Source organism: Paenibacillus pasadenensis DSM 19293 (genome assembly GCF_000422485.1).
Lineage (GTDB): Bacteria > Bacillota > Bacilli > Paenibacillales > Paenibacillaceae > Paenibacillus_O > Paenibacillus_O pasadenensis.
Genome location: NZ_AULW01000039.1, coordinates 39299 through 60126, shown reverse-complemented (window position 1 = coordinate 60126; position 20828 = coordinate 39299). Strand labels below are relative to the sequence as shown.

Below are 20828 nucleotides of genomic sequence, written 5' to 3'. Positions count from 1 at the left end.
GCTCAGCCGCCGGCGGCTGCCGGACGGGCCGGCCGCTCGCGGGCGGGAATCGCCTTGGCGTCTTCCAGAACCTTCATGACCGCGCGGTTGAAAGCGGCGCCGCTGAGCGGACTCGATCCGATGCCGGCGTAATAGAGATAGAACTCCTCCAGCACGGCCGTCAGCGGATCGTCCTCCAGCCATAGCTGCTCGACGATCCGTCCGTCCCGGCTCCTCACCTCGAGCCAGGAATAGCTGTCGTCGCCGCTGGCCGGGAAGTAGCCGGTCACGGCCGCGTCGTCGAATTCCAGCTCGAGCCTGCGCTCCCGCACCGGGCTCATGAGATCCGAGCGGATGCGGGAAACGGCGCCTGCGGCATGCTGCAGCGTCAGCTCGGCCCGTCCGAGCAGCGGCAGCCGCCGCTCGCCGACGACCATGTCCTCGGCCGCCGCGCCTGTCACCTGCGCCGCCTCGCCGCCGAGCGCGAGCGCCAGCGCGGCCAGATGCGGCAGCTCGACGTCGAACGCGCTGTCGTGGCCCGGCTGCCGCAGGCTGCGGGACAGGCGGGCCTTGTTCTGGCAGGCGTCGATGCTCCGCAGCCTTCCGAGGCGGCCGCTGTCCATCCGCTGGCGGATCGTCTTGTAGAGCGCGCTGGACAGCCAGTTCGCCACGACGAGCAGATCCAGGCCGCAGCGCCGCTGCAGCGACAGGATCGCATCCGCCTCCTCCAGCGTGCCGGCCAGCGGCTTTTCGACGATCAGCCGACGGTAGCCGTGCCGCGCCGCCTGCTCCGCCGCCTCGGCATGCTGGCCCGGCGGCGTGCACACATGCACGACCGTCCGCTCCGGCGGGTAGTCGCGCGCCGCCTCCGGCCAGCCCGCCAGCAGCGCCGCGTCCGGCGGAGCCGCCTCCTCCCCCGTCAGCCCCGGATCGAGCACGCCGACCGGGCCTTGCAGGCGCCCCCGCAGCGACGGCAGCGCCGCCGCCTTGCGCAGGCAGGGCAGATGCAGCTCGCGGCCCGCGCGGCCGAAGCCGACGAGCAGCGACCGCAGCGGCTCAGACATGCTGGGCCTTGCCGGTCGCCTGCTTGAGCTCGCCGATGAATCGGCCGACCTCGGCCTCGACCTGATCCGCCGGCGTGCGGCGGATCAGGTTGACGAGCGCGCTGCCGACGATCGCCCCATCGGCGTAGCGGCTGACCTCCTCCACATGGCCGGCATGGGAGATGCCGAAGCCGACCGCGAGCGGCAGCTCCGTCCGGCGGCGGACCTCGTCCAGGAAGCGCTCCAGCTCCTCCGGCATCCGCTCCCGCTCGCCGGTCACCCCGGCGACCGAGATGCAGTAGAGGAAGCCGCTGCCCTGCTCGACCACCGCCTGCGCCCGCTCCGGCGTCGTCGTCGGCGCGATGAAGAAGATCAGGTCCAGCCCTTGCGGACGGAACACGTCGACCCAAGGCGCGGCCATCGTCGACGGAAGATCGGGGATGATGAAGCCGTCCACGCCGGCCAGCGCCGCGTCATGGGCCAGCTTCTCCAGGCCGTAGGCGAGAAAGGAATTCGCATAGCCCATCAGCGCGACCGGCAGCTCCAGCCCCTCGCGCCGCATTCCGGCGACCGTCTCCAGGCAATCGCGCAGCCGGGTGCCGCCAAGCACGGCCTGCAGGCTCGCCTCCTGGATGGCCGGGCCGTCGGCGAGCGGATCGGCATAAGGCACGCCGAGCTCGATCATGTCCGCGCCCGCATCCGCGATCGCGCGGATCAGTCCCGGCGTGCTTCCCGGCTCGGGGTAGCCGCATGGCAGATAAGGGATGAGCGCCTTCTCGCCGCGCTCCTTCAGCCTGCTGAACATCGTTTCGATCCGGCTCATGCCCTCGCTCCTTCCAGCTCCAGCTTGTCCAGCGCCTCGATGGCCTGGCTCAGATCCTTGTCTCCGCGCCCCGACAGGTTGACCAGCACGATCTGTCCCGGCTCCATCGACGGCGCCAGCTTCAGCGCGTGCGCCACCGCATGGGCCGACTCCAGCGCCGGCAGGATGCCCTCCGTCCGGCACAGGCAGCGGAACGCCTCCAGCGCCTCGCGGTCGGTCGCCGACGTGTACTCCACGCGGCCGCTGTCCTTGAGGTAGCTGTGCTGCGGGCCAGCGCCCGGATAATCGAGGCCCGGCGCGATGCTGTGCGTCTCGCGGATGCCGCCGTGCTCGTCCTGCAGCATGTAGGTCAGGCTGCCCTGGATGATGCCGAGCGTGCCCTGCACGAGCGGAGCCGCGTGCTTGCCCGACTCCAGCCCCTCGCCGGCCGCCTGCACGCCGATCAGGCGCACCGCGGGGTCGCTCAGGAAGCCGCTGAAGATGCCGATCGCGTTGCTGCCGCCGCCGACGCAGGCGACGACCGCGTCCGGCAGCCGGCCCTCCGCCTGCAGCAGCTGCTCGCGGGCTTCGCGGCCGATGACGGACTGGAAGTCGCGCACGATCTCGGGAAACGGCTGCGGTCCGACCGCCGAGCCGAGCAGGTAATGCGTCGTGTCGACGTTCGCGATCCAGTCGCGGATCGCTTCGCTGATCGCGTCCTTGAGCGTCTGCTGTCCGAGCGTGACGAGCCTCAGGTCGGCTCCGAGCAGCTTCATGCGCTGCACGTTCGGTGCCTGGCGGGCCGCATCGACCGCGCCCATGTAGACGACGCATTCGAGGCCCAGCTTGCAGCAGGCGGTCGCGACCGCGACGCCGTGCTGGCCCGCTCCGGTCTCCGCGACGATGCGCTTCTTGCCCATGCGCTTTGCCAGCAGCGCCTGCGCCAGCGCGTTGTTGATCTTGTGCGCGCCGGTATGGGTCAAGTCCTCCCGCTTGAGGTACACGCGCGCTCCGCCCCGCTCTCCGCTCAGCCGCTCCAGCGGCGTGATCGGCGTCGGCCGGCCGACGAACTCCCGCAGCAGCCGGTCGATCTGCGCAAGGAACGTCCCGTCCTCGCGGACGGCCGCATACTCCCGCTTCAGCTCCTCCAGATTGCGAATCAGCGTCTCCGCGACGAATGCCCCGCCGAACGGGCCGTAGAACTCGTTCATCCCGCCACTCCTTCCTTTCCTGCCGCAGCCTCTTCGGCCGCTCCGCCTTCCGCCTCTCGTCCGACGAAGCGGCGCACCGCCTCGCCCGGATCGGCGGCGCTCAGAATCGCCTCGCCGACGAGCATCGCGTCGAACCCGTCGCTTTGCGCCTGCAACGCATCAGAGCGAGAATGCATGCCGCTCTCGCTTACGGTGACGATGTCCTCCCCGAGCAGCGCCCGGATTTGGCCCGCCCGCCGGATGTCCACCTCGAACGTCTGCAGGTCGCGGTTGTTGATGCCGACGATTTTCGCTCCGGCGCCAAGCGCCCGCTCCGCGTCGGCCGGCGTGAAGCATTCCGCGATGACGCCCATGCCCAGCTCTCCCGCCAGCGCGAGCAGCTCGGCCAGCTGCCGGTCGTCCGGCACCGAGCGCACGATGACGAGCGCCGCGTCCGCGCCGACCGCGCGGGCCTCGAGGATCTGGTACTCGTCCACGATGAAGTCCTTGTACATCACCGGCAGCGACAGCCCGCCGAGATTGGCCACCTGCTCCACGACAGACGCTCCGTTGCCGAAAAACGCCTCGTCCGCCAGCACCGAGATCGCGCTGGCTCCGCCCGCCTCATACGCCCTCGCCAGCTGCTCCGGCTCGAACTTCGCGCGGAATTCCCCCTTCGACGGCGACTTGCGCTTGATCTCGGCGATCAGCGAGATGCCCGGCGCCTTCAGCGCCCCTCGGAAATCCCGCGGCGCTCTCGCCGCAGCCAGCTTGTCCCGCAGCCGCGCGGCGCTCGCCTCTCTTTTTTTGCGCTCCAGCTCTACACGCTTGTGGGCTACGATTTCGTCCAGCATGAACATGCCTAGCCTTCAGCTCCTTCCCGATAGGCGGAAGTCCGCCGATTTCGGCCGATTGCGCGCGCGTTTGGGCGCGGCTCTTGCCTGCTGATGTAAAAGGATGGGGAAACTGCGTCCATCATAGTCAAAACGGCCGCATCGTCATATGCCCTAAATTGGGTATTGTAGGAGCCGATTGCCCGCGCTTCCAGGCGGGGCAAGAGCCTATCGCTTCAAAAACCGGATGAAGAACTCCCCTTTATGGTTCACGCCGGTCTTTGCATATATTTTTTTGATGAACGTCCGCACCGTCTGCTCGGCAATGCCGAGCCGATCCGCGATCTCCTCCACGGTCAGCCCCTCCAGCCAGTCGCCGGCGACCTGCATTTCGCGGAAGGTCAGCCGATGCTCCTCCAGCCGCTTTTGGACCGTGTCCGGATCGGACGCCGCACGCTCCGTCCGCCCCTCTACGGAGCGCGCCAGCTGCTGCAGCAGCGGCACGCGGAACGCAAGCTCGCCGCTCGGCGGGCTGCCGAGCGCCACGTATCCGCTGGTCCGAGCCTCCCGCCGCAGCGGCGAGCAGATCCAGGACAACGCCCCGAAGGCCCGCTTGTCATGCTCCAGCCCTTCGACGACGGACAGCCGGCCGGTCGCCATAGCCAGCGCTACCGCATTGCGGCCCGCCTGCTCCCGCGCCAGGCTGGCCCCGGCGCGCAGTCCGGCCTCCCCCAGCCGGGACGTCAGCCGGCTTTCGCCTTGGATATGGCGCACGACGCCCGCTTCATCCGCATAGAGGAACAGATGCGGCTTGACGAGCGTCAGCTTCTCGATCTCTCCGGCCAGCTTCCGGATTGCCTCCGCATGCTTGGCATGCGGGCCCAAATCCGTCTTTTCCTTCTGTTCTCCGGGCCTCTCCCGTTCCTGCTTGTCCGCCGGGTTCCTGTCGAAGTCGTCGACGGTGCACCAGGGCTTGAGCGGCTTGCGTATCGCGCGTATTCCTGCTTCCCTTCTCCTCATCGCTGCCTCCTCTGTCGGTGTCAGATCTTCCCCGTGCTGCAGAGTTCCCCCTTTTTCGCATCGGATTAAATGAATCCTAGCAAGTTGGCGATGAAAAAACTGTCGAATCCCATAAATTTTAATTTAATTGCCTTAAATTGGTTCAAATGATACGAAAAAACCCTGGGCGCCGAAGCGTCCAGGGTCAAGGGATCGAAGGTATTCATTAGGTCTCCAGAACGACAACAGCCGAAGCGAGCTGCCGCTCATGCGTGATGCTGACATGCAGCGCCGCCGAAGGGCCGAGCCCGAGGGCGGCCGCGGAGCGGGCGGAGAGCCGGCAGACCGGCTTGCCCGACGGCGCGCGCAGGATCGAGACGTCGCGGAAGCCGGCGCTCGCTCCGATGCCGCAGCCGAGCGCCTTGACGGCCGCTTCCTTGGCGGCGAAGCGGCCGGCGGCGAACTCCGCCAGCCTGCGCCCCGCAAGGCCGGCGGCAAGCTCCAGCTCCTCGTCGGTCAGAATGCGGCGGAGGAATTTCGCTCCGGCCTCGCCTGCGAGCATCCGCTCCACGCGGCCGATGTCGCATAGATCATGGCCGATGCCGGCGATCATCGGACGTGCCTCAGATGCCCGGGATCGGGGCGCGCTTGTGCATCGTCTTGACGTACTGCTTCTCCAGCAGCTCGCGCGCGGCATCCGGAATCTCGCGGCCTTCCAGATAGGCGCTGTTGTCGTCGTACTTGATGCCGAGCTCGCCCTCGTCGGTCTGGCCTTCCCAGAGGCCGGCCGTCGGAGCCTTGTCCTGGACGCTCCGCGGCACGCCGAGCGCGGCGGCCAGCTGGCGCACCTGATGCTTGTTGAGCGTGCTGAGCGGAGTGATGTCGACCGCTCCATCGCCCCATTTGGTGTAGAAGCCGGTGACCGCCTCGGACGCGTGGTCCGTGCCGACGACGAGCAGATTGAGCTCGCCGGCCAGCGCATACTGGGTCACCATGCGCGTGCGCGCCTTGATGTTGCCCTTGACGCCCCGGTTCACATGGCGGGACAAGCCGATCGACTTGAGGGCGTGCTCGACCTCGAGCGCGATCTCGTCCACCGCCTCGGCGATGTTCGTCTCGACGCGGTGCTTGAGCTCGAACGCCTCGGCGACCTCATAGCTGTGCGCGATGTCCGACTGCTCGCCGTAAGGCTGGAATACGCCAAGCGTCATGTACTCGCGGCCCTTCTCCTGCGTCAGCTCGTCCGTCGCGCGCTTGCACAGGCCGGCGGCCACGGCGCTGTCGATGCCGCCGCTGATCGCGATCAGCAGGCCCGAAGCGCCGGCGCCGACGACATACTCCTTGAGGAAGTCCACCCTGCGGCGGATTTCCTGCTCCGGATCGATGCTCGGCTTGACGCCGAGCGCGGCTATGATTTCCTGCTGCATGCTCATGGCTTTGTTCCTCCTTCGAAAATCGGCGGGACGATCAGCGGCAGTAGCGGTCGAACGCGCTCGTCAGCTCGGCCGAGATGTCCGCCGCGGAGCGGTTCTCGATCTGATGGCGCTCGATGAAGTGCACGAGCTCGCCGTCCTTCATCAGCGCGATGGAAGGAGAGGACGGCGGGTACGGCGCGAAGTATTCGCGGGCTTTGGCCGTCGCTTCCTTGTCCTGGCCGGCGAACACCGTGTACAGATGATCCGGCGTGATGTCATGGCCCAGCGCGTCGGCGACGCCTGGACGGCATTGTCCCGCGGCGCAGCCGCAGACGGAGTTGACGACGACGAGCGCCGTGCCCTTGGCCGTCGGCAGCTTCTCCTCGACCTCCTCCGGAGTGCGCAGCTCTTGGATGCCGAGGCGCGTCAGCTCGTCCCTCATCGGCTGCACCATATCAAACATGTATCGCTCAAAAGACATCGACATTTGAAACCCACACCTTTCGGGGAAATGGAATTGGCATTATCCCCGCTATTATACCCGATTGCCGGCGCCAGGGAAACGCCGCCCGCGCCGGCCGGCGGCGGCCAGTCCGGCCGGCCGCCAAAAAAGCCGCCTCATTCCTGCGCGGGAACGGGCGGCGCGGCGAAGCTCAAGGCTCCTGCGGCGGCTTGACGCCGCTTTCGGCCGAATGCTCGGGATGCTGGAGCGGACCGGGCTCCGGCGCCTCGCCCTGCTCGAACAAGGCGCGGTTCTGCGCGGTCTGGAAGCCGATGTCCTTGTACGGATGCACCCACTCGTCGCCGGCCATGACAGCCGGATCGGTCTCCTCCGACCACTGCTCGAGCGGCGACTGCGGCGAGGCGTATTCGTGGTCGCCGATCTTCACCCCGTACCGGTTCACAAACGGCTCCCGCGGCCCTCTGCCGCTGCGGAAGCGGGGCAGGAAGTCGATCTCGAACGGATCCAGACGGGGATCGTCCGCCATCAGATCGAGGGACGGTTCGGTCCGTCCAGCTTCTTGTCGTAGCCGGGCGATCCCGGCGCGGCTGTTTTGCGCCCCGCCTGCTGCTCCTGCTTTTGCTGCTCCTTGGAGTCGTTGCTCGGATTGGCCATCGTATGCGTTCAGCTCCTGTCGGTTATAGACGCGGCCGCTTGCTGCCGCTATGGGGCTAGTATGCCGTTCGCGGCAGCGGACTATGCCCCGGAGCGGAGCTAGCCGGCGTCCGGCCCGCGCAGGCGGAGCCCGTCCCGGACGGGACTGTCGAAGACGACCTTGAACACGGTGCCCCGGCCCGGCTCCGAATCGACGTCGATGCGGCCGTTGTGGCGCTCCGCGATGCTCAGGCAAAGCGGCAGGCCGAGGCCCGTTCCGCGCGCCTTGGTCGTATAGAACGGCTCGAACAGGCGGGCGAGCTTGTCCGGCGGGATGCCTTCTCCGTCATCCTCCACCGACAGCTCCACGGCCGAGCCGCTGAAGCGGGTCGCGATCCGCAGCACGCCTTTTTCCCCCATCGCCTCCATGCCGTTGCGGGCCAGATTGAGGACGAGCTGCTTGATTTCCTTGCCGTTGAGCTCAAGCGTCGGAATCTCGTCGGCGAGGCTCAGCTCGATCGACTGTCCGCGCAGGTTGGCGTCGGCCCACAGCAGCGGCAGCAGCTCCTGGACGATGTCGTGGAGAGAGCCCTGCTCCTTGGAGATAACGCGGTTCTGCGCCAGCGAGAGGAAGTCGTTGATGATGGCGTTCGCCCGGTCCAGCTCGTCGATGACGATGCGGAAATACTCCTGCTGGCTGTCCGGGCTGCGCTCGCGCATCAGCTGCACGAAGCCGCGGATGACGGCCATCGGATTGCGGATCTCATGCGTGATGCTGGCGGCCATCTGGCCGACAAGGCTCAGCCTTTCCATCCGTCCGAGCTCGTCCCTGAGCTGGGTCAGCTCGGTGACGTCCTGCACGACCATCGCCGCTCCCGTCACGATGCCGGCCTGCAGGTTGCGGATCGGGAACGCCGTCGTCAGGTAGGAGCGCTCGCCCTCGACGAGTATCGTCGACGGAGACATGCTGCCCTTCATCGCTTCGTCGAACAGCTGCTTGAACGGCTCCTGGCTGCGGAAGAACCGTTCGTACGGCATGCCGGCGAACTCCAGCTTGCTGCGGCCCTTCAGCGCCTGGCCGCTGAGGCGGATCGCCGCGTCGTTGAGATGCGAGATCCTGCCGTCCGCGTCCACGAGCACCGTCCCCATCGTGCCCATCGCCATCTGGTCGATGAACTGCTGGAGCTTGTGGACCTCGTTCATATAATTGGAAGACATCCGCCGCAGCTGATGCTGCAGCTGGTAATGCTGGATGACCTGGTGGATCGTATACAGCGTCAGCGATACGGCGATGTAGCTGATGAACGCGATGACGGCGATATCGCCTGCGGCCGAGGCGAGGCGATCCGGCTCGAACTGCCGGATATAGCCGGCATAAAGAAACGCGTGATAAGCTCCCCCGACCGTCAGCAGCAAGAGCAGGATCTTGTACTTTTCCTTGAGCCGCGCGAGCTGGAACGGCCGGATCGTCAGCAGCAGCACCGGCACGGCGATCAGCAGGAACAGGACGAAGCCGAGCGTCTCCCCGCCGTCGTCGAGCTGCGGCAGCCGCAGCGCCGCATAGATCGTGGACATCGTCGCCAGTCCCGGCACCCCGCCGTACAGGGAGCCCATGAGGAAAGGAATGTACCACAGGTTCAAGTCGAAGCCGAAGCGGGTCGTCTCGGTGAGCAGGACGCAAGCCGCGAGCGAGGCTCCGTAAGCGATGGTGAAGAAAGGAATCGAGCTGCGGCCCTGGTTCAGCCGATACATCCATAGCTGATAGAGGAATACGGGCAACAAGGAGACGAAGGCCTGCAGTATCAATTTTTCCCACATTGACGCAGAAGGTTCCCCCCTTTGCGAGCCGTCTTGCATAACTCCGATTAAAGCACAGGAGGGGAATTTTGACAATCAAGAGTTTGCATAAATCCACATCTTGACCGTCTCGATCACTTCCTCCCGGCGCTCGTCATGATGCAGCTCGTGGTAGCCCCTCTCCCAGCGCCGGAAGGTACAGCGCGGACCGAGCGCGTCCGCCAGCTCCTCGCTCGCCCGCAGCGATGTCACCCGATCCTCGGTGCCGTGCAGCAGCAGCGCCGGCACGGCCAGCCTGCCGGCGTCGGAGAGCGCGCGCTTTCCGGCGGCCGTCACCGCCCGGTACATCGAGACACTGATCCGGGTATGGCAGAGCCGATCCATGACGCTGCCCGCCACCGTATGGACTCCAGGGCGATACAGGTCCCGCTGCTTGATGCCGGTCGGCAGGGCAAAGGTCGGCCGGAAGCGGCCGATCCAGGACGCCGCCGCTTCGGAGACGCGCGATGGCGGCGAGGCGAGGCGGAGCCAGGGGCTCGTCAAAATGAGGCCCGCGAGCGGCAGCTCGCGCTCGAGAGCGGCCGCGAGCGCGACCGCTCCGCCCATGCTGTGCCCGTACAGGAACAGCGGCGCATCCGGCCACAGGCGCGCCGCCTCGGCCACCGCCCGCGCCGCGTCGGCCGTCAGCCGCTCCATGCTGTCCGCGTGCCCGCGCGGTCCCGGAGAGCGTCCATGGCCGCGCTGGTCGTAGGCGAGCACGGCGATGCCCGCCTCCGCCAGAGCCTGCGCGAGCTCGGCGTAGCGGCCGCTATGCTCGCCCATGCCGTGTACGAGGCAGACCGCCGCCCGCGGCTTGACGCGGCTGGGCGATGCCTTCGGCGCTGCGAGAAACGGCTCCGGCCGCTCGGCGCGGCTTGGATTTTTTCCGGTTCCCCTGGAGCCGTCCGAAGGCTCCTGGCGACCGGGCGATGCCGCCCGCCTGTCCGTCTCCTGCCGCTCCGGCGGCCGGCTCTCCTCCTCCGCCTGCGGCTCCTGGCTCCATCCACTCCGCTTCGCCTCATCCTCCGCCTGCGGCTCCAGGCTCCATCCATGCAGCCTCGCCCCATCCTCCGCCTCAAGCGCCAGCTCCCGCATCGCCATCCGCTCCTTTTCGCTTTGCTTCCGCATTTGATACACTGATTGTAGCCTATTGTCTCAAAAGGAGAGAAGCATCAAGAATGGCAAGCAAGGATAGATTCGACGTCATCATCATCGGAGGAGGGCCGTCCGGCCTGATGGCCGCCGCGGCCGCAGGCCGCGAGGGAGCGCGCGTGCTGCTGCTCGACAAGGGCAGCAAGCTCGGACGCAAGCTGGCCATATCCGGAGGCGGACGCTGCAACGTCACCAACAACAAGGAGCCGCAAGAGCTGATCCGGTACATCCCGGGCAACGGCAAGTTCCTGCACAGCGCGCTGTCGGAGTTCGGCAGCCGCGAGATCATCGGCTTTTTCGAGGCGCTCGGCATCCGGCTCAAGGAAGAGGACCGCGGGCGCATGTTTCCCGTGTCGGACAAGGCCAAGACCGTCGTCGACGCGCTCGTCGCCTCCGTGCGATCGAGCGGCGTCGAGACGCGATTGAACGAAAAGGCCGCCGGGCTGCTCATCGCGGATGGACGCATCCGCGGCGTCCGGCTGAGCGACGGACAGGAGCTGCGCTCCGCGGCGGTCGTCGTGGCGACCGGCGGCAAGTCGGTGCCCCACACCGGCTCGACCGGAGACGCCTACCCTTGGGCGGAGGCCGCTGGCCATTCGGTGACGGAGCTGTATCCGACCGAGGTGCCGCTGACGTCGGCCGAGCCTTTCATCCGCGATCGCCGGCTGCAGGGGCTGTCGCTCCGCGGCGTCGTCCTGACGGTGTGGAGCGCCAAGGACAAGCGCCTCACCGAGCAGGAGGGCGACATGATCTTCACCCACTTCGGCCTGTCCGGCCCGGCCGCGCTGCGATGCAGCCAATTCGTCGTCAAGGAGCGCAAAAAAAGCGGCGCTCCGGAAGTCCGGATCACCGCCGACCTGTTCCCCGACCGCTCGGCGGACGAGCTGTACGGCGAGCTGCTGGCGCTCGCCGCGGCCGAGCCGCGCAAGGCGTTCAAGAACGTGCTGCCGCCGCTCATGCAGGAGCGGATGGCGGAGTTTTCGCTGGAGCGCTCCGGGATCGACCCGGCCGTCACGTACGACAACCTGAACCGCTCGCTGCTGCAGGACTACGCGCGGCTGCTCAAAGCGCTGCCCATCCTCGTGAACGGCACGCTGTCCATCGAGGAAGCGTTCGTCACGGGCGGCGGCGTCAACCTGAAGGAGATCCATCCGAAAACGATGGGCTCCAAGCTCGTGCACGGCCTTTATTTCTGCGGGGAGGTGCTGGACCTGCACGGCTTCACCGGAGGCTACAACATCACGTCTGCGTTCACGACCGGCCGCCATGCCGGCCTGAGCGCCGCCCTCCAGGCGTTGGAGGACCGCGCCGAGGCGCAGCGGAGCCGATCGGAATGATTCCGCTCCGCTAAAAAACGAACGGGTCGAGCGGCGCAGATGCGCCCTCGACCCGTTTTTGCTAGCGGCGATGGCTTGCTTCGCTTCAGCCGTGCACGTCGCCCGAGAAATAGCTGAGCGAGCCTTCCTGCTCCGGGAAGGCCGACTCTCCCTCGGTCGCTTCGTCGCGGTTGCGCAGATCGCTTCCGTCCGAGGCGCCGGTCGAGATGCCGGTCGAAGCGCCGTCATAGCCGAAGCCCTCCTCCCAAGCGACAAGATCCTCGTTGACGAGATGGGCCGGGATCGGAATGACGTCCTGCTCCTGCACGTCCAGCTCGCCCCCGTGGGCGAAAGCGATCTCCAGCGCCGACGTCAGGTCGCTGCCGCGCAGCGACAGCCCGACCTCCTGCGCGCCTTGCGCAGCGGCGTCATACCCGAGCTCCAGCAGCGTAGCGGCCGCGACGGAGGCGGACTCCGCATCGTGGAATCGGAACAGCAAGCGGCGGTCAGTCATGGCTTTAGTCTCCTCTGCTCGAAGCGGAATCGAACCGGCTTTTGGCCGTTCTTCCATACGGTAACCATCCCCGCGCCAGTTTATGAGCGGCTGAATGGTGGAGCGGCTGAATGGTGGAGCGGCGGAACGATGGAACCGGCAGGTCAGAAGAGCGGCAAATCGAGGGGCAGCGGATCGGAGGAGCGGCGGAACAGCGTAGCGCCGAGGATGCTGGGTGCTGTTTCGCCGCCGCCGACATCGAGCGCCTGACCTGTCGGTGCGGCATCAGGCATTGACTCGCCCCGGTTGAGGATGGCTGGAGAACTAACGATACTGCGCGACGCTATCTGGCCAAAACCGAGCATTTTGAAAATGTAACGATACTCACGAGCGCTATGGACGCAAAATGAGGCGTATTGGCTCCTTCACTGAGTAAATAGCGTTTCTCCGTATCGTTAGCCGCAGGAAAGCACGATTATAGGCAAAATAGCGCTCCTCTGTATCGTTAGCCTATCCCGGTCCGGAACCGCACGCCGGTGCAGCCTTCACGGACGCCGACTTGCCGGTCCTCGATCCGCCCGCTGACCGATCATTCGCCGAACGAGCGGCAATTTCGGTCCTCGATCCGCTGCCGACCGCCGCCCCCTGACATCAAAAAAGCGGGAAGAAGACGGAGGGTTTCCGTCTTCTTCCCGCTTGTTCATTCATCCAAATCGACCGAGGCAGCAGCACGCCGCTGCGCCAGCATACGACGCTCCGCCGGCCAACTGCGGCCATCGCGCAGCTCCGCCGGCCAGCCCCGGCCAGCCCGCAGATCCACCAGCCGCGGCCAGCCGCCGCCGACAACGATCTAGCCCTGCGCCAGACCCTCGCGGAACCGGCCGAGGCCGGCGCTGAGCGAGCGCGTCGCCTCGTACACCTGCCGGTACAGCGGATAAAGCTCGCGGTACGCGGCCGCCGCCTCCGGCTGCGGCTCGTACGTGCGGCCGCGCCGCACGAATGCCGCCGCGCAGGACGCCAGGTCCGGGAACCAGCCGCAGCCGGCCGCAGCCAGCATCGCCGCCCCGAGGCCGGGGCCTTGCTCGTTCTCGAGCGCCGTCACCGGCAGGCCGAACAGATCCGCCTGGATCTGCAGCCAGTCGGGATTTTTCGCGCCTCCGCCGATCGAGACGATCGAGCGGATGTCGCGTCCCGCCTCGCGGTAGATCGTCAGCGTGTCGTTCAGCGAGAACGTGATGCCCTCCATGACGGCCCGCGCCAGATGCTCGCGGCGATGGCCGCCGTCGAGCCCGATGAAGCTGCCGCGGATGTCGGCGTCCGCATACGGCGTGCGCTCGCCCGCCAGATACGGCGCGAACAGCAGCCCGCCGGAGCCGGGCGGCAGATCGCCCGTCCCAGCAAGCAGCTCGGCGTAGTCCAGGCCGCCCATGAGCCGCTTGAACCAGCTCATCGAGTAGCCTGCGCCAAGCGTGACGCCCATCGAGTAGAACGCGCCCGGCACGCCGTGGTTGAAGAAATGGACGCGGCCGCCATAATCGCGGTCCTGCTCGCCCTCATAGGAGAGCAGCACGCCCGAGGTGCCGATGCTGCACAGCGCCTCGCCCTCCTGCAGGATGCCGGCGCCGATCGCGCCGCAGGCATTGTCCGCCCCGCCGGCATAGACGCGCAGCGGACCGGCGAGGCCCGTGCGCTCCGCCAGCTCCGGCAGCAGCGTGCCGGTCTGCGCGGTCGACTCGACGAGCGGCGGGCACAGCTCCGCGCCGAGATCCAGCGCCGCGAGCACTTCCGGGCTCCAGCGCTGGTTCGGCACGTCGAGCAGCAGCGTGCCGGCAGCGTCGGACAGATCCATATGCAGCTCGCCGGTCAAGCGCAGCCGCACATAGTCCTTGGGCAGGACGAAGACGCGCCCCTGAGCGAACGTCTCCGGCTCATGCTTGCGCACCCACAGCAGCTTCGGCAGCGTGAAGCCCTCGAGCGCCGGATTGCGGGTGATGTCGAGCAGCCGCGTTCCGAGCGCGCGCTCGATCTCGCGGCACTCGGCCGTCGTGCGGGTATCGTTCCAGAGAATCGCCGGACGCAGCGGCTGCAGCTCGTCGCCGAGCAGCACGAGCCCGTGCATCTGCCCGGAAAAGCTGATCCCCTCGACCGTCCAGCCCTGCGGCAGGCCGGGAGCGGCGGACAGCTCGCCGAGAGCGGACAGCGTCGCCTCGACCCAATCCTCCGGACGCTGCTCGCTCCAGCCCGGTCGCGGGCTCGAGAGCGGATACTCGCGCGAAGCCTCGGCGGCGATGCGGCCGTCCTTGCCGACCAGCAGCGCCTTGACCGCGCTCGTGCCGAGGTCGATGCCGACGACGAACTCAGACACGGTAGATCACTTCGTTGAGCTTCGCCTTGATCTGCTCCAGGCGGCCCGAGCGGTTGTTCATCGGATTGTTCTGCAGCGCGTACTGCTCCAGCGAGGCGAGCGTCGCCTTGCCGCTGACGATGTCGGCGCCGATGCCTTGCTTGAACGTGGCGTAGCGCTCCTCGACGATGCCGTCGATGACGCGGTCCTCGATCAGCTTGGCGGCCGCCTTCAGGCCCCAGGCGAAGCTGTCCATGCCGGCGATATGGCCGAGGAACAGGTCATCCAGCTCGTAGGAGCCGCGGCGCACCTTGGCGTCGAAGTTGACGCCGCCGCGGCCGAGGCCGCCGGCCTTGAGCACCTCGTACATCGTAAGCGTCGTCGCATACAGGTCGGTCGGGAACTCGTCGGTATCCCAGCCGAGCAGCAGGTCCCCCTGGTTGGCGTCCAGCGAGCCGAGCGCGCCGTTGATCGCGGCGACGCGGATCTCATGCTCGAACGTATGGCCGGCGAGCGTCGCATGGTTCGCTTCGAGGTTCAGCTTGAAGTGGTCCTGCAGGCCGTATTTTTGCAGGAATGCCAGCGTCGTCGCCGCATCGAAGTCATACTGATGCTTGGACGGCTCCTTCGGCTTCGGCTCGATCAGGAACTGCGCGTCGAAGCCGATCTCGCGGGCATAGTCGATCGCCATCTTGTACAGGCGGGCCAGGTTGTCGAGCTCGAAGCCCATGTCGGTGTTCAGCAGCGTCTCGTAGCCCTCGCGGCCGCCCCAGAACACATAGTTCTCGGCGCCGAGCTCCTTGCCGACCTCGAGCCCTTTCTTGACCTGGGCGGCGGCGTAGGCGAACACGTCCGCGCTCGGAGCGGTTCCGGCTCCGTGCGTGAAGCGCGGGTTCGAGAACATGTTGGCCGTATTCCACAGCAGGCGGCGGCCGCTCGTCTTCATGCCGTCCTTGAGCAGGGCGACGATCTCGTCGAGGTTGCGGTTCGTTTCCTGCAGCGTGTCGCCTTCCGGAGCGATGTCGCGGTCATGGAAGCAGAAGAACGGCAGATCGAGCTTCTCGAGGAACTCGAAGTTCGCCTCGACACGGGCCTTGGCCAGATCCATGCCGCTGAAGCGGTCCCACGGACGCACCGCCGTGCCCTTGCCGAACGGGTCGGAGCCGTCGGCCGTGAACGTATGCCAGTAAGCGGCGGCGAAGCGCAGATGCTCCTCCATCGTCTTGCCGAGCACGACCTGCTTCGGATCGTAGTGGCGGAACGCGAGCGGATTGTCGGTGTCGCGGCCCTCGAACTGAATGCGGTTGATGCCGTTGAAGTAAGCCATGAATGATAGCCTCCCTAAAATAAGTGGATAGAATGTAAACGCTGTTATGCTGAGTTCTATCCGTAGAGTACCATCCCTTAACTTCGTTTGTCTACTAAACAAACCAAGTTTTTTATGTTATGCTTTCGAGGACATGGTATCGTAGTGTGCAGAACGAAAAGCGGCTGCAGCCGCTTCGACCCGAAGGAGACCGCAATGAAATCAACGACGACCGGCGATCCCGCCCTCATCCGCCGCATCAATACCGGCATCGCGCTCGACGCCGTGCTGAAGGGCGAGCCGCTCTCGCGCGCCGCGATCTCGGCCGGCACCGGCCTCAACAAGGCGACCGTATCGTCGCTCGTGCAGGACCTGCTCGACCGCGGCTTGCTGACCGAGACGGGCCAAGGCGCCTCAAGCGGCGGCCGCAAGCCCGTCATGCTGGAGTTCCGCGCCTCGGCCGGCTGCGCGATCGGCATCGACGTCGGCGCCACCTATCTGATGGGCGTGCGCGCCGACCTGCGCGGCGAAGTGCTGGCCGAGCTGCGGCGGCCGATGGAGGCCGCCGGCGGCCGCAGCGTCATGGAGCAGCTGATCGGCTTCATCGAGGAGCTGCTGCCGAAGCAGCCTCCGCAGCCGTACGGCGTCGTCGGCATCGGCATCGGCCTGCCGGGCATCGTCGACGGCGCCGGCTCGCTGCTGCTCGCGCCGCATATGGACTGGGAGCCGACTGAGGTCGCGCGCCGGCTGGAGGAGCGGTTCGGCGTGCCGGTGCATGCCGACAACGAGGCCAACTTCGGCGCCCAAGGCGAGCGCATCTTCGGAGCCGCCGCCGGCATCCGCCATCTCGTCTATGTGAGCGCGGGCATGGGCATCGGCACCGGCCTCGTGCTGGACGGCCAGCTGTACCGCGGCGCGTCCGGCTTCTCCGGCGAGCTCGGGCATCTGTCCATCCAGTTCGACGGTCCCGCCTGCCGCTGCGGCAACCGCGGCTGCTGGGAGCGCTTCGCCTCCGAGCAGGCGGCGCTCGAGTCCGCCGCCGCGATCGGCTGCGGCAGCCTCGAGGAGCTCGTGCAGCTTGCCGAGCAGGGACATTCCGAGGCGCTGCGCATCTGGGACGAGATCGGCTCGTACCTCGGCATCGGCATCGCCACGATCATCAACGTGTTCAATCCCGAGGCCGTGCTCATCGGCAGCCGCCTCAGCATGGCGGCCCGCTGGCTGGAGCCGGCCGTGCAGCGCGAGGTGCAGGCGCGCGCGCTGCCGTTCCACCGCCGCCAGGCGCGGGTCCGTTTCGCCGAGCTCGGCGACGGCTCGGCCGTGCGCGGAGCGGCCTGGCAAGCCGCGGAAGGCTTCCTCGCCCGCGTCAAGGCCGGCGAGGCGTAAACGCGCTCCCCGAGCGGCGGCACCGCCCGCGGCGCCTCTTCGCTCCGCAGCCGAAAATAAAGCGGCTTCGCCGCCTGTCCGGACCGGACAGGAGCGAAGCCGCTTTTTGGCATTTGAACCGGCTCAGACCGGCTTGACGAAGATCGAATACAGGAGCACCGCCAGGATGAGCAGCGGCGCGACATAACGCAGGCAGAACATCCAGGCCCGGTACCAGAAGCCGGTCAGGCCGGCTTCTTCGCCGGCGCGCTTCCATGCGTAGCCGGTGAACAGCGTCACGGCGAGTCCGCCGAGCGGCATGAGCACATAGGCGGTCGTGAAGTCGAACCAGTCGAAGATCGACTTGCCGAAGGGCGTCCAGCCGCTGAGCGGACCGGCGACGGACAGCCCGGCGGGAACGCCGAGCAGGAAGCTGACCGCGGCGATGATCGCCGCCGCCTTGCGGCGCGACCATTTCCAATAGTGCATCGCATAGGCGACCGGCACCTCGAGGATCGAGACGGCCGAGGTGAGCGCCGCGATCGCCAGCAGCAGGAAGAACAGGCCGCCGAACAACGAGCCGAGCGGCATCTGCGAGAACGAGGCGGGCAGCGCCATGAAGGCCAAGCCTACGCCTTTCTGCGGCTCGATGCCGTAGGAGAAGATCGTCGGGAAGATGATCAGGCCCGCGATCAGCGCGTAGCCGAGGTCGCCGACGCCGATCGCGACGGTCGCCTTGCCGAGCGACTGCTCCTTTTGCACGTAGGAGCCGTAGGTGAGCATGCAGCCCATGCCGAGCGACAGCGAGAAGAACGCATGGCCGAGCGCGATCAGCGCCGACTCGCCGGTCAGCACGGAGAAGTCGGGCTTCAGGAAGAAGTCGACGCCCTCCGCCGCTCCCGGCAGCGTCAGCGCGCGGACCATCAGCACGAGCAGGATGATCAGGAAGCCGGGGATGAGGATCTTGTTGAACTTCTCGATCCCGCCCGAGATGCCCTTGCCAACGATGATGCCGCAGACGATCATGACGACGAGCTGCCAGAACACAGGCCAGCCGCCTGCCGCGAAGTCGATGAAGTGCTGGTCGAAGTTCGTGCCCTTGCCGAGCGAGCCGATGACGGAGTCGACCGTGTACTGGAGCGTCCAGCCGGCGACGACGCCATAGTAGGAGATGATCAGGAACGCCGTCACGACGGACATGAAGCCGAACCATTTCCACTGCTTGTTGCCGGTCAGGTTGTAAAAGGAGCTGGCGGCGTTGCCGCGTCCGCCCCGGCCGATCGTCATCTCGGCGAGCAGCACCGGCAGCCCGACGAGGATCAGGCAGACGATGAACAGCAGGAAAAACGCCGCTCCCCCATACAAGCCTGTAATATACGGGAATTTCCACATGTTTCCGAGCCCGACCGAGCTACCGATCGCCGCCAGGATGAAGCCGGACGACGTGAAGCGCTCGGCTTTTTTGCTTTGTCCCAAAGCGGTTTCCTTTGGTTGTTTGTCCATCATGATGTCCTCCGACCGTTCGCTAAGTAAAATACAAAATACAGAATACAAATTTATCGAAAAACGCATGGCATGTCCACACCAAATCGAGCCAGCCGCCATTTTGATCCCGCTCGCATAAATTAACCTTTCTTTGCCAAAATAAACCGGGAGCAAACAGGCAAAGAAAGGATGTGGGCCATTTGGACCCGAACAAGCAGGGCAGCGAAGCCGATCGGACGCTGACGAACCGGCAGGGCCACCCGATTACGGACAACCAGAACATCCGCACGGTCGGAGACCGCGGTCCGTCGACCTTGGAGAACTACCATTTCATCGAAAAGATCTCGCATTTCGACCGCGAGCGCGTGCCGGAGCGCGTCGTGCATGCGCGCGGAGCAGGCGCCTACGGCGTCTTCGAGGCCTACGGCACTGTCGGCAGCGAGCCGGTCTCCAAGTACACGCGGGCCAAGCTGTTCCAGGAAAAAGGCAAGCAGACGCCGGTATTCGTCCGCTTCTCCACGGTCGTGCACGGCGGACATTCGCCGGAGACGCTGCGCGATCCGCGCGGCTTTGCCGTCAAGTTCTACACCGAGGACGGCAACTGGGATCTCGTCGGCAACAACCTCAAGATCTTTTTCATTCGCGACCCGCTCAAGTTCCCCGACATGGTGCATTCGTTCAAGCCCGATCCGGTGACGAACCTGAACGATCCGGAGCGCATGTTCGACTTCCTCTCCAACTCGCCGGAAGCGACGCATATGGTGACGTTCCTGTTCTCCCCCTGGGGCATCCCGGCCAACTACCGGCAGATGCAGGGCTCGGGCGTGAATACGTACAAGTGGGTCAACCAGGATGGCGTCGGCCATCTCGTGAAGTACCACTGGGAGCCGCTGAAGCAGGGGATCAAAAACCTGACGCAGGACGAGGCCGAGGCGATCCAGGCGAAAAATACGAGCCATGCGACGCAGGACCTGTACGAGGCGATCGACCGCGGCGACTATCCGGAGTGGGAGCTGAACGTGCAGATTCTCGAGGACGACGAGCATCCCGAGCTCGACTTCGATCCGCTCGACCCGACGAAGCTGTGGCCGCAGGAAAAGTTCCCGTTCCTGCCGGTCGGCAAGATGACGCTGAACCGCAATCCGGAAAACTACTTCGCCGAGGTTGAGCAGGCGGCGTTCGGCACCGGCGTGCTCGTCGACGGCCTGGACTTCTCCGACGACAAGCTGCTGCAGGGCCGCACCTTCTCCTACTCGGACACGCAGCGCTACCGCGTCGGCACGAACTACCTGCAGCTGCCGATCAACGCGCCGAAGGCTCCGGTCGCCACGAACCAGCGCGACGGCCAAATGGAATACAAAGTCGACCTCGCGCCCGGGCAGAACCCGCATGTCAACTACGAGCCGTCCAGCCTGGGCGGGCTGACGGAAGCCCGTCCGTCCGGCGCCGAGCACGAGCCGGCGTACGATGCGAGGCTCGTGCGCGAGAAGATCGGACGGACGAACGATTTCGGCCAGGCGGGGGATACGTATCGCAAGTTCGAGCCGTGGGAGCGGGACGAGCTGGTCAAAAACCTCGTCGATGCGCTCAAGATGTGCCGTCCGGTCGTCCGCGACAAGATGATCGGCTACTTCAAGGAAGCCGACGCCGACTACGGCAAGCGCGTCGCCGAGGCGCTCGCCCGCGCCGAAGCGGCGGCGCCGGAGCATCTCGGCAACGAGTCGATGCGCCAGGGCCAGGAGCTGGCCGACCGTTCCGGCCACCGCACCGACGGCTATTGATTGTTTAGCCGGGGAGCCGGGAGAGCCGCAGATTCCCATCCCGATCGCAAAAAAAGTCCGGTTCCCGGCCGGCGGGCCGAATCCAAGGCACATTTCTGCCTTGGTTGGTCCGGTTCCCGGCCGGCGGGCCGGATCCAAGGCACATTTCTGCCTTGGTTGGTCCGGTTCCCGGCCGGCGGGCCGGATCCAAGGCATATTTCTGCCTTGGTTGGCCCGGTTCCCGGCCGGCGGGCCGGATCCAAGGCATATTTCTGCCTTGGTTGGTCCGGTTCCCGGCCGGCGGGCCGGATCCAAGGCACATTTGGACCTTGGATGGCCCGCGCCGGCCGATTGGATGCACAAAAAATCTTCCTCTTTGGCCGATGACGGGGTGATGCCTGCATCTTGCCAGAG

19 protein-coding genes are annotated in these 20828 nt (G+C 66.4%); 3 read left to right on the top strand and 16 right to left on the bottom strand.

Annotated features, from left to right (window positions below):
* Window positions 1–2: 2 nt before the first annotated feature.
* From H582_RS0106455 to H582_RS26260, 12 genes are all read right to left on the bottom strand, one after another.
* On the bottom strand, window positions 3–1043 hold the full coding sequence (locus H582_RS0106455) for a Gfo/Idh/MocA family oxidoreductase (protein WP_043111005.1): 1041 nt from the start codon (window positions 1041–1043) through the stop codon (window positions 3–5).
* A complete protein-coding gene (trpA, locus tag H582_RS0106450) occupies window positions 1036–1845 on the bottom strand; it encodes a tryptophan synthase subunit alpha (RefSeq protein ID WP_028597884.1) in 810 nt (269 codons plus the stop codon). The genes H582_RS0106455 and trpA overlap by 8 nt, the downstream gene beginning before the upstream one ends.
* A complete protein-coding gene (gene trpB / locus H582_RS0106445; protein WP_028597883.1) occupies window positions 1842–3035 on the bottom strand; it encodes a tryptophan synthase subunit beta in 1194 nt (397 codons plus the stop codon). Before trpB ends, trpA begins: the two co-directional genes overlap by 4 nt.
* Window positions 3032–3874 (bottom strand): indole-3-glycerol phosphate synthase TrpC, encoded by an 843-nt coding sequence (gene trpC, locus H582_RS26275; RefSeq protein WP_084136741.1) that lies wholly within the window; start codon window positions 3872–3874, stop codon window positions 3032–3034. The genes trpB and trpC overlap by 4 nt, the downstream gene beginning before the upstream one ends.
* A 201-nt stretch (window positions 3875–4075) precedes the next feature.
* On the bottom strand, window positions 4076–4867 hold the full coding sequence (locus H582_RS0106435) for a helix-turn-helix transcriptional regulator (RefSeq protein ID WP_084136739.1): 792 nt from the start codon (window positions 4865–4867) through the stop codon (window positions 4076–4078).
* A gap of 205 nt (window positions 4868–5072) precedes the next feature.
* Complete coding sequence (gene acpS, locus H582_RS0106425; protein WP_028597881.1) at window positions 5073–5459, bottom strand: holo-ACP synthase; 387 nt, start codon at window positions 5457–5459, stop codon at window positions 5073–5075.
* Between the two features lie 10 nt (window positions 5460–5469).
* Entirely contained in the window at window positions 5470–6279 is an 810-nt protein-coding gene (nadE, locus tag H582_RS0106420) for an ammonia-dependent NAD(+) synthetase (RefSeq protein WP_028597880.1), read from the bottom strand.
* 34 nt (window positions 6280–6313) lie between these two features.
* Window positions 6314–6748, bottom strand: coding sequence for a BrxA/BrxB family bacilliredoxin (locus H582_RS0106415; RefSeq protein WP_028597879.1), 435 nt, complete (start codon window positions 6746–6748; stop codon window positions 6314–6316).
* 166 nt (window positions 6749–6914) lie between these two features.
* Complete coding sequence (locus H582_RS26270; RefSeq protein ID WP_043111004.1) at window positions 6915–7250, bottom strand: DUF3905 domain-containing protein; 336 nt, start codon at window positions 7248–7250, stop codon at window positions 6915–6917.
* Window positions 7250–7378 carry a hypothetical protein gene (locus H582_RS33100; protein WP_255309712.1) on the bottom strand — a complete coding sequence of 43 codons (129 nt, stop codon included), beginning with the start codon at window positions 7376–7378 and terminating at the stop codon, window positions 7250–7252. Before H582_RS33100 ends, H582_RS26270 begins: the two co-directional genes overlap by 1 nt.
* Before the next feature lie 99 nt (window positions 7379–7477).
* Window positions 7478–9175, bottom strand: coding sequence for a two-component system sensor histidine kinase NtrB (locus H582_RS26265; protein WP_052333018.1), 1698 nt, complete (start codon window positions 9173–9175; stop codon window positions 7478–7480).
* Between the two features lie 75 nt (window positions 9176–9250).
* Window positions 9251–10288 (bottom strand): alpha/beta hydrolase, encoded by a 1038-nt coding sequence (locus H582_RS26260; protein ID WP_052333017.1) that lies wholly within the window; start codon window positions 10286–10288, stop codon window positions 9251–9253.
* A gap of 83 nt (window positions 10289–10371) precedes the next feature.
* Here H582_RS26260 and H582_RS0106390 point away from each other — a divergent pair, with 83 nt between their 5' ends.
* Window positions 10372–11682 carry a BaiN/RdsA family NAD(P)/FAD-dependent oxidoreductase gene (locus H582_RS0106390; protein ID WP_028597878.1) on the top strand — a complete coding sequence of 437 codons (1311 nt, stop codon included), beginning with the start codon at window positions 10372–10374 and terminating at the stop codon, window positions 11680–11682.
* A gap of 85 nt (window positions 11683–11767) precedes the next feature.
* Here the strand turns inward: H582_RS0106390 and H582_RS29850 are convergent, their stop codons facing one another.
* The 3 genes from H582_RS29850 to xylA form a co-directional block, all read right to left on the bottom strand.
* Window positions 11768–12175, bottom strand: a complete 408-nt coding sequence (locus H582_RS29850; protein ID WP_052333016.1) for a hypothetical protein — start codon at window positions 12173–12175, stop codon at window positions 11768–11770.
* Window positions 12176–13004: 829 nt separating this feature from the next.
* Window positions 13005–14519 (bottom strand): xylulokinase, encoded by a 1515-nt coding sequence (gene xylB / locus H582_RS0106375; protein WP_028597877.1) that lies wholly within the window; start codon window positions 14517–14519, stop codon window positions 13005–13007.
* Window positions 14512–15825 (bottom strand): xylose isomerase, encoded by a 1314-nt coding sequence (gene xylA / locus H582_RS0106370; RefSeq protein ID WP_028597876.1) that lies wholly within the window; start codon window positions 15823–15825, stop codon window positions 14512–14514. Before xylA ends, xylB begins: the two co-directional genes overlap by 8 nt.
* Before the next feature lie 195 nt (window positions 15826–16020).
* Here xylA and H582_RS0106365 point away from each other — a divergent pair, with 195 nt between their 5' ends.
* Window positions 16021–17190 carry an ROK family transcriptional regulator gene (locus H582_RS0106365; protein ID WP_028597875.1) on the top strand — a complete coding sequence of 390 codons (1170 nt, stop codon included), beginning with the start codon at window positions 16021–16023 and terminating at the stop codon, window positions 17188–17190.
* Window positions 17191–17313: 123 nt separating this feature from the next.
* Here H582_RS0106365 and H582_RS0106360 read toward each other — a convergent pair whose 3' ends face one another.
* The gene (locus H582_RS0106360; protein WP_052333015.1) at window positions 17314–18675 is read right to left on the bottom strand and encodes a sodium-dependent transporter; all 1362 of its coding nucleotides are present in this window, start codon (window positions 18673–18675) and stop codon (window positions 17314–17316) included.
* Between the two features lie 170 nt (window positions 18676–18845).
* Between H582_RS0106360 and H582_RS0106355 the strand changes: the two genes are divergently transcribed.
* Window positions 18846–20435: a catalase gene (locus tag H582_RS0106355; RefSeq protein WP_028597873.1), complete on the top strand. Its 1590-nt coding sequence runs from the start codon at window positions 18846–18848 to the stop codon at window positions 20433–20435.
* Window positions 20436–20828: the final 393 nt, after the last annotated feature.

Bases quoted from the DNA above. Each gene is read 5' to 3' on its own strand.
- H582_RS0106455 (WP_043111005.1), bottom strand. From the start codon at position 1,043: ATGTCTGAGCCGCTGCGGTCGCTGCTCGTCGGCTTCGGCCGCGCGGGC.
- trpA (WP_028597884.1), bottom strand. From the start codon at position 1,845: ATGAGCCGGATCGAAACGATGTTCAGCAGGCTGAAGGAGCGCGGCGAG.
- trpB (WP_028597883.1), bottom strand. From the start codon at position 3,035: ATGAACGAGTTCTACGGCCCGTTCGGCGGGGCATTCGTCGCGGAGACG.
- trpC (WP_084136741.1), bottom strand. From the start codon at position 3,874: ATGTTCATGCTGGACGAAATCGTAGCCCACAAGCGTGTAGAGCTGGAG.
- H582_RS0106435 (WP_084136739.1), bottom strand. From the start codon at position 4,867: ATGAGGAGAAGGGAAGCAGGAATACGCGCGATACGCAAGCCGCTCAAG.
- acpS (WP_028597881.1), bottom strand. From the start codon at position 5,459: ATGATCGCCGGCATCGGCCATGATCTATGCGACATCGGCCGCGTGGAG.
- nadE (WP_028597880.1), bottom strand. From the start codon at position 6,279: ATGAGCATGCAGCAGGAAATCATAGCCGCGCTCGGCGTCAAGCCGAGC.
- H582_RS0106415 (WP_028597879.1), bottom strand. From the start codon at position 6,748: ATGTCGATGTCTTTTGAGCGATACATGTTTGATATGGTGCAGCCGATG.
- H582_RS26270 (WP_043111004.1), bottom strand. From the start codon at position 7,250: ATGGCGGACGATCCCCGTCTGGATCCGTTCGAGATCGACTTCCTGCCC.
- H582_RS33100 (WP_255309712.1), bottom strand. From the start codon at position 7,378: ATGGCCAATCCGAGCAACGACTCCAAGGAGCAGCAAAAGCAGGAGCAG.
- H582_RS26265 (WP_052333018.1), bottom strand. From the start codon at position 9,175: ATGTGGGAAAAATTGATACTGCAGGCCTTCGTCTCCTTGTTGCCCGTA.
- H582_RS26260 (WP_052333017.1), bottom strand. From the start codon at position 10,288: ATGCGGGAGCTGGCGCTTGAGGCGGAGGATGGGGCGAGGCTGCATGGA.
- H582_RS0106390 (WP_028597878.1), top strand. From the start codon at position 10,372: ATGGCAAGCAAGGATAGATTCGACGTCATCATCATCGGAGGAGGGCCG.
- H582_RS29850 (WP_052333016.1), bottom strand. From the start codon at position 12,175: ATGACTGACCGCCGCTTGCTGTTCCGATTCCACGATGCGGAGTCCGCC.
- xylA (WP_028597876.1), bottom strand. From the start codon at position 15,825: ATGGCTTACTTCAACGGCATCAACCGCATTCAGTTCGAGGGCCGCGAC.
- H582_RS0106365 (WP_028597875.1), top strand. From the start codon at position 16,021: ATGAAATCAACGACGACCGGCGATCCCGCCCTCATCCGCCGCATCAAT.
- H582_RS0106360 (WP_052333015.1), bottom strand. From the start codon at position 18,675: ATGATGGACAAACAACCAAAGGAAACCGCTTTGGGACAAAGCAAAAAA.